Annotated in this window: 4 protein-coding genes; all 4 read left to right on the forward strand. The window is 72.6% G+C overall.

Annotated features, from left to right (window positions below):
- Positions 1–70: 70 nt before the first annotated feature.
- On the forward strand, positions 71–628 hold the full coding sequence (locus ACFWJX_RS33860; protein WP_383250155.1) for a beta-class carbonic anhydrase: 558 nt from the start codon (positions 71–73) through the stop codon (positions 626–628).
- A 174-nt stretch (positions 629–802) separates the two neighbouring features.
- Entirely contained in the window at positions 803–1,843 is a 1,041-nt protein-coding gene (locus ACFWJX_RS33865; RefSeq protein ID WP_383250156.1) for an AAA family ATPase, read from the forward strand.
- Positions 1,840–3,213, forward strand: coding sequence for a DUF58 domain-containing protein (locus ACFWJX_RS33870; protein WP_383250157.1), 1,374 nt, complete (start codon positions 1,840–1,842; stop codon positions 3,211–3,213). Before ACFWJX_RS33865 ends, ACFWJX_RS33870 begins: the two co-directional genes overlap by 4 nt.
- Positions 3,210–5,741 (forward strand): DUF3488 and DUF4129 domain-containing transglutaminase family protein, encoded by a 2,532-nt coding sequence (locus ACFWJX_RS33875; RefSeq protein ID WP_383250158.1) that lies wholly within the window; start codon positions 3,210–3,212, stop codon positions 5,739–5,741. Before ACFWJX_RS33870 ends, ACFWJX_RS33875 begins: the two co-directional genes overlap by 4 nt.
- Positions 5,742–6,000 lie beyond the last annotated feature (259 nt).

The following is a 6,000-nucleotide window of genomic DNA, read 5'->3' on the forward strand; positions in this document are numbered from 1 at the left end:
GGCCGGGATGACGTTCTTTACCCCCTCTCACAACGCGACCGGAGAGCATGTGACCAGTAACGTCATGGGTATGACGACTTCCGCATCGGTACCCACCGGCTCCGAGGCCGCCATACCCACTGGCGGTACGGTCACCGACCGCCTGGTCGACGCGAACCGGCGCTATGCCGCCGCGTTCAGCGACCCGGGAATGGACGCGCGCCCCGTCCTGCACGTGGCCGTGGTGGCCTGCATGGACGCCCGCCTCGACCTTCACGACGCCCTCGGCCTCGAACTCGGCGACTGTCACACCATCCGCAACGCGGGTGGTGTCGTCACCGACGACGTGATCCGCTCCCTCACGATCAGCCAGCGGGCCCTGGGTACCCGCAGCGTGGTGCTGATCCACCACACCGGCTGCGGCCTGGAGACCCTCACCGAGGAGTTCCGGCACGATCTGGAGATGGAGGTCGGGCAGCGTCCGGCATGGGCGGTGGAGGCGTTCCGGGACGTCGACCAGGACGTGCGGCAGTCGATGCAGCGCGTGCGCACCTCGCCGTTCCTGCTGCACACCGACGACGTACGGGGCTTCGTCTTCGACGTGAAGACGGGTCTGCTGAGGGAAATCGACCCGGCGGAACAGTCTTAAGACCTGACATATCGCTGTCAGTTGTCCACAGGCGAGTGACACGAAACGGTAACGGCAGCAAGAATGCGGGAGTGACGTCACGCTGAGCATTTCCCGCGTGGTGTCCGTGTTTCGGGGTGGGCCGGTCCGCATCGCAGAGCGTCGGCCCTGAACGTACGGGCCGAGGAGGGCCGGGTGACGACCTATGACGAGCGAGCGAGCCTTACGGATCTGACCGCCACTGTGGAGCGAGTCCGCAGTTCGGTGGAGGGAGTGATCGAGGGCAAGCCCGAGGTCGTACGGCTTTCTCTGACAGTGCTTCTCGCCGAGGGACATCTTCTGATCGAGGATGTCCCCGGCGTGGGCAAAACGATGCTGGCGAAGGCGCTGGCGCGGTCCATCGACTGTTCGGTCCGGCGTATCCAGTTCACGCCCGACCTGCTGCCGTCGGACATCACGGGCGTGTCCATCTGGGACCAGCAGCGCCGTGACTTCGAGTTCAAGCCGGGCGCGATCTTCGCGCAGATCGTGATCGGCGACGAGATCAACCGCGCCTCGCCCAAGACCCAGTCCGCGCTGCTGGAGTCGATGGAGGAGCGCCAGGTCACCATGGACGGGCAGACCTACGAGCTGCCCAGCCCCTTCATGGTGGTGGCCACGCAGAACCCGGTGGAGATGGAGGGCACCTATCCGCTGCCCGAGGCCCAGCGCGACCGCTTCATGGCCCGGGTCTCCATCGGCTATCCCAGCCCGGAGGCCGAGCTCCAGATGCTCGACGTCCACGGTGGGGTGAGCCCCCTGGACGACCTCCAGCCGGTGGCGCACGCGCACGAGATCCTGAAGCTGATCGAGGCGGTCCGCGGGGTCCATGTCGCCGAGGCGATCCGGCGGTACGCGGTCGACCTGGTCTCCGCCACCCGCACGCACCCCGACCTCAGACTCGGTGCCTCCCCGCGCGCGACGCTGCATCTGCTGCGCGCGGCGAAGGCGTCCGCCGCCCTGAGCGGCCGGGACTACGCGCTGCCGGACGATGTGCAGAACCTCGCCGTGGCCGTCCTGGCCCACCGGCTGCTGCCCACCGCGCAGGCCCAGCTGAACCGCCGCACCTCGGAGCAGGTCGTCGAGGAGATCATCCAGCGCACCCCGGTGCCCACGGGCTCCCAGCAGCAGCGCGGCTTCGGCCTGGGCGGCGGCACACAGGCGTACGGCCAGCAGCCGCCGCGGAGGCTCGGATGACCATCGGCGCGGCCGGACAGGCGGAGGCGGACCCCGGGGAGAAGGGCGGCGCCCGCACCGCCCTGGCCGGTCTCACCACCCGTGGCCGCTCCTTCCTGGCGGCCGGAGTCGCGGCCGCGATCTGCGCCTATGTCCTCGGCCAGCCCGACCTGCTGCGGGTCGGGCTGCTGCTGACCGTGCTGCCGCTGGTCTGCGCGGCCGTGGTCTACCGCACCCGCTACCGGGTGGCCGGCAGCCGCCGGCTCTCCCCGGCGCGCGTGCCGGCCGGCAGCGAGGCCCGCGTCCATCTGCGGATGGACAACGTCTCCCGGCTGCCCACGGGCCTGCTGATGCTCCAGGACCGGGTGCCCTACGTCCTCGGCCCGCGCCCCCGCTTCGTCCTGGACCGGGTCGAGGCGGGCGGCCGCCGCGAGGTGTCCTACCGGGTCCGCTCCGACCTGCGCGGCCGTTACCCGCTGGGCCCGCTCCAACTGCGGCTGAACGACCCGTTCGGCATGTGCGAGCTGACCCGCTCCTTCTCGACGTACGACACCCTGACGGTCATCCCGCGGGTGGAGGCCCTGCCGCAGATCCGGCTGGGCGGCGAGGCGAAGGGGTACGGCGACGGGCGGCAGCGCTCGCTGGCGCTGGCCGGCGAGGACGACGCGATTCCGCGCGGCTACCGCTACGGCGACGACCTGCGCCGTGTGCACTGGCGTTCCACCGCCCGCTACGGCGAGCTGATGGTGCGCCGCGAGGAGCAGCCCCAGCGCTCCCGCTGCACCGTCCTGCTGGACACCCGCGGGCTCGCCTACCGGGGTGCGGGCCCCGACTCGGCCTTCGAATGGGCGGTCTCGGGCGCCGCGTCCGTCCTGGTCCACATGCTGGAGCGGGGCTTCTCGGTGCGGCTGCTGACGGACACCGGCAGCTCGGTGCCCGGGGAGGGCGCCGACGGGTTCGCCGGGTCCGGCCAGGGATCGGCCGACGCCGCCGGGCTGATGATGGACACCCTCGCGGTGATCGACCACTCCGACGGCACGGGTCTGTCCCCGGCGTACGACGTGCTGCGCGGGGGCAGCGAGGGGCTGCTGGTGGCCTTCCTCGGCGACCTCGACGAGGAGGAGGCCGCGGTGGCCGCCAAGATGCGCCAGCGCAGCGGGGGCGCCGTCGCCTTCCTCCTGGACGGTGACAGCTGGGTGCGTGAACCGAATGACGTGCCTCATCCGATGAACAGGCAGGAGGAGCGGCTGCGGCTGCTGCGCGAGGCGGGCTGGACCGCCGTGAGCGTGCCGCGGGGCACTCCGCTGGACGAGCTGTGGCGGCAGGCGGACCGGGAGCGTTCGGGTGTCGTGACGGCCGGCGGACCGAGCGGAAGGATGGCGGGATCATGAGCGGGCGGGCCCGACTGACGCTGTGCTCCGTGGCGGCCACGCTGATGGCCGCCTCCGCCCTGCTGCCCCTGGTCCAGCAGACCTCGTGGATCCTCGTGGCGGCCTTCCTGCTGGCCGTCCAGTCCGCAGTGGGCGCGGTGACCCGGCGGGTGCCACTGGCCCGGCCGCTGACCGTGCTGGCCCAGGCCCTGGTCACGCTGGTGCTGCTGACCCTGGTCTTCGCCCGGGAGCAGGCCCTCGCCGGGCTGATCCCCGGCCCGCAGGCCTTCCAGCACTTCGCCGACCTGCTCCAGTCGGGCACCGACGACGTGGAGCGGTACGCGATACCGGCCCCGCTCTCCGACGGCATCCGGCTGATGATGATCGGCGGTGTGCTGGTGATCGGGCTGGCGGTGGACACCCTCGCGGTGACCTACCGCAACGCCGCCCCGGCCGGCCTGCCCCTGCTCGCGCTGTACTCGGTCGCCGCGGGGCTGTCCGACGGCGGGGCCGACTGGCTCTGGTTCCTGGTGGCCGGCGGCGGCTATCTGATGCTGCTGCTCGCCGAGGGCCGGGAGCGGCTCTCGCAGTGGGGCCGCGTCTTCGGGGGCGCCCCGCGCGACCCGGTCAGGCAGCCCGGCCCGGTGGCCCCGGTGCGCACCGGGCGGCGCATCGGCGCGGCCGCCCTGGGCGTGGCGCTGGCGGTGCCGTTGCTGCCGCTGCCCGCGATCGACGGCGGTCTGCTGGGCGGCACCGGGACCGGGGTCGGTTCGGGCACCGGCGGCGGGGGCACGATCTCCGCGGTCAACCCCCTGGTGTCGCTGCGCGACAGCCTGAACGTGGACGAGGACCGCACGGTCCTGACCCTGCGCACCAACAGCGGCGACCTCTCCGACCTGTATCTGCGGATCGTCTCCCTGGACGACTTCGACGGCACGACGTGGAAGCCGTCGCAGCGGGACGTCGTCGCCGTGCCCGACGATCTGCCCACGCCGCCCGGCCTGGGTGCGGACGTCCGTCGCGCGGAGATCACGACCCGGGTGGCGGCCGCCGACTGGTACGCCCAGGACTGGCTGCCGATGCCCTACCCGCCGAGCGGTGTGCAGGTCAGCGGCAGATGGCGGTACGAGCCGGTGGGCATGACCGTCGTCGGCGACCACCGTCAGACCACGCGCGGCAAGACCTACGAGGTGAAGAGTCTTCAGGTGCAGCCGACGGCGGAGCAGCTGGCCTCGGCTCCGGCGGCCCGCGGTTCGCTGCGCGGCGAGTACACGGAGGTGCCGGACACCCTGCCGGCGGTGGTGTCGCAGAGGGCCCGCGAGATCACCGAGGGCTCGTCGAACGACTACGAGCGGGCGGTGAAGCTCCAGGAGTGGTTCGCGGTGACGGGCGGCTTCGAGTACGACACCGAGGTCAAGGTCGGCACCGGCAGGGACGCGATCGCCCGCTTCCTGCGGGACAAGCAGGGCTTCTGCGTGCACTTCTCGTTCGCGATGGCGGCGATGGCCCGCACGCTGGGCATTCCGGCGCGGGTGGCGGTGGGCTTCGCGCCCGGTTCCCAGCAGTCGGACGGTTCGGTGGCGGTGAGTCTGAAGGACGCGCACGCCTGGCCTGAACTGTACTTCGAGGGCGTGGGCTGGACCCGTTTCGAGCCGACCCCGACTCGTGGGTCGACGCCTCCGTACACGCTGCCGGACACCCCGGGCAGCACCGTGCCGGACCTGCCGCAGGCCTCGCGTTCGGCGGACGCGGCTCCGTCGGCCGAGCCGTCGGCGAGCACCAGCTGCACGACGGACGACAAGCGGCTCCAGGGCTGCGTCAGCGCGCTGCCGCTGGACCAGGCGGATCAGGGTGGTGGCGGCCCGCCCTGGTACAAGATCGCCGGCTGGACGGTGCTGGGACTCGCGTCGCTGGTCGTGCTGCTGTTGCCGATGCTGTGGCGGCTGAGACGGCGGTCGGTGCGGCTGGCCTCGGCTCAGCACACCGGTTCCGCGGCGGTGAGCGGGCCGGGCCCCGGCAGGCGCGGGGGCGAGGTCGGGCGGCCGACCGTCGGCGGGGGTCCGGCGGTGCTGCTGGACGTGCCGTCGGAGGAGGTCACCGAGGCGGCCGTCGCGCATGTCCTGGCGGTCTGGCGCGAGCTGACCGACACCGCCTGGGACTACGGGATCCCGCCCGACGACGCGCTGACGCCCCGCCGGGCGGCGGCGCGGATCGTCCGGCTCGGTGAGCTGGACGAGGCGGTGGCCGGTTCGGTGCACCGGGTGGCGGGTGCCGTGGAGCAGGTGCTGTTCGCCCCGCAGCCGCGGGCCGAGGCCGGACTGCCGGAGGAGGTGCGCAAGGTGCGGGTGGCCCTGCGGGCTCGGGCCGGCCGGCGCACCCGGCTGCGGGCGGTCGTGGCACCGCGTTCCGCCATCCGCGCGGTGTGGGACCTGAGCGACCGCTGGACGACGGTCAAGGCGACCTGGTCGGCCCGGTCGGCCCGGCTGGCGACCGTGGCACGGCGGGTACGTCCGGGCAGGCGGGCGGCCGACGCAGGGGCGGGCAGCTGACGCCATGGCCGGCTGAAACGTTCGGCCCCCGCTCCGAGAGAGATCTCGGAGCGGGGGCCGATCGCTGTTTCCTGGCCGGCGGACGCGGCGCCCCCGCACGGGTCGGGGCATGGGTGAGGGGGTGACCACCCGGTCCGGGTGGTCACCCCCGCACCACCGCTCGCGCACCACGGCTCCGCGCGGGGCCGGAGCGGTCTCGTATAAACCAATGACGCAGCCGCCGATAGTAGGAGTGTATATATCGGTGGGCGCCGTATCA

Origin of the sequence: Streptomyces sp. NPDC058335 (genome assembly GCF_042723915.1) — a bacterium.
GTDB lineage: Bacteria > Actinomycetota > Actinomycetes > Streptomycetales > Streptomycetaceae > Streptomyces.

What these genes read in the sequence shown, in the direction of transcription:
- ACFWJX_RS33870 (WP_383250157.1), top strand. Translation starts at nt 1,840, where the DNA reads ATGACCATCGGCGCGGCCGGACAGGCGGAGGCGGACCCCGGGGAGAAG.
- ACFWJX_RS33860 (WP_383250155.1), top strand. Translation starts at nt 71, where the DNA reads ATGACGACTTCCGCATCGGTACCCACCGGCTCCGAGGCCGCCATACCC.
- ACFWJX_RS33875 (WP_383250158.1), top strand. Translation starts at nt 3,210, where the DNA reads ATGAGCGGGCGGGCCCGACTGACGCTGTGCTCCGTGGCGGCCACGCTG.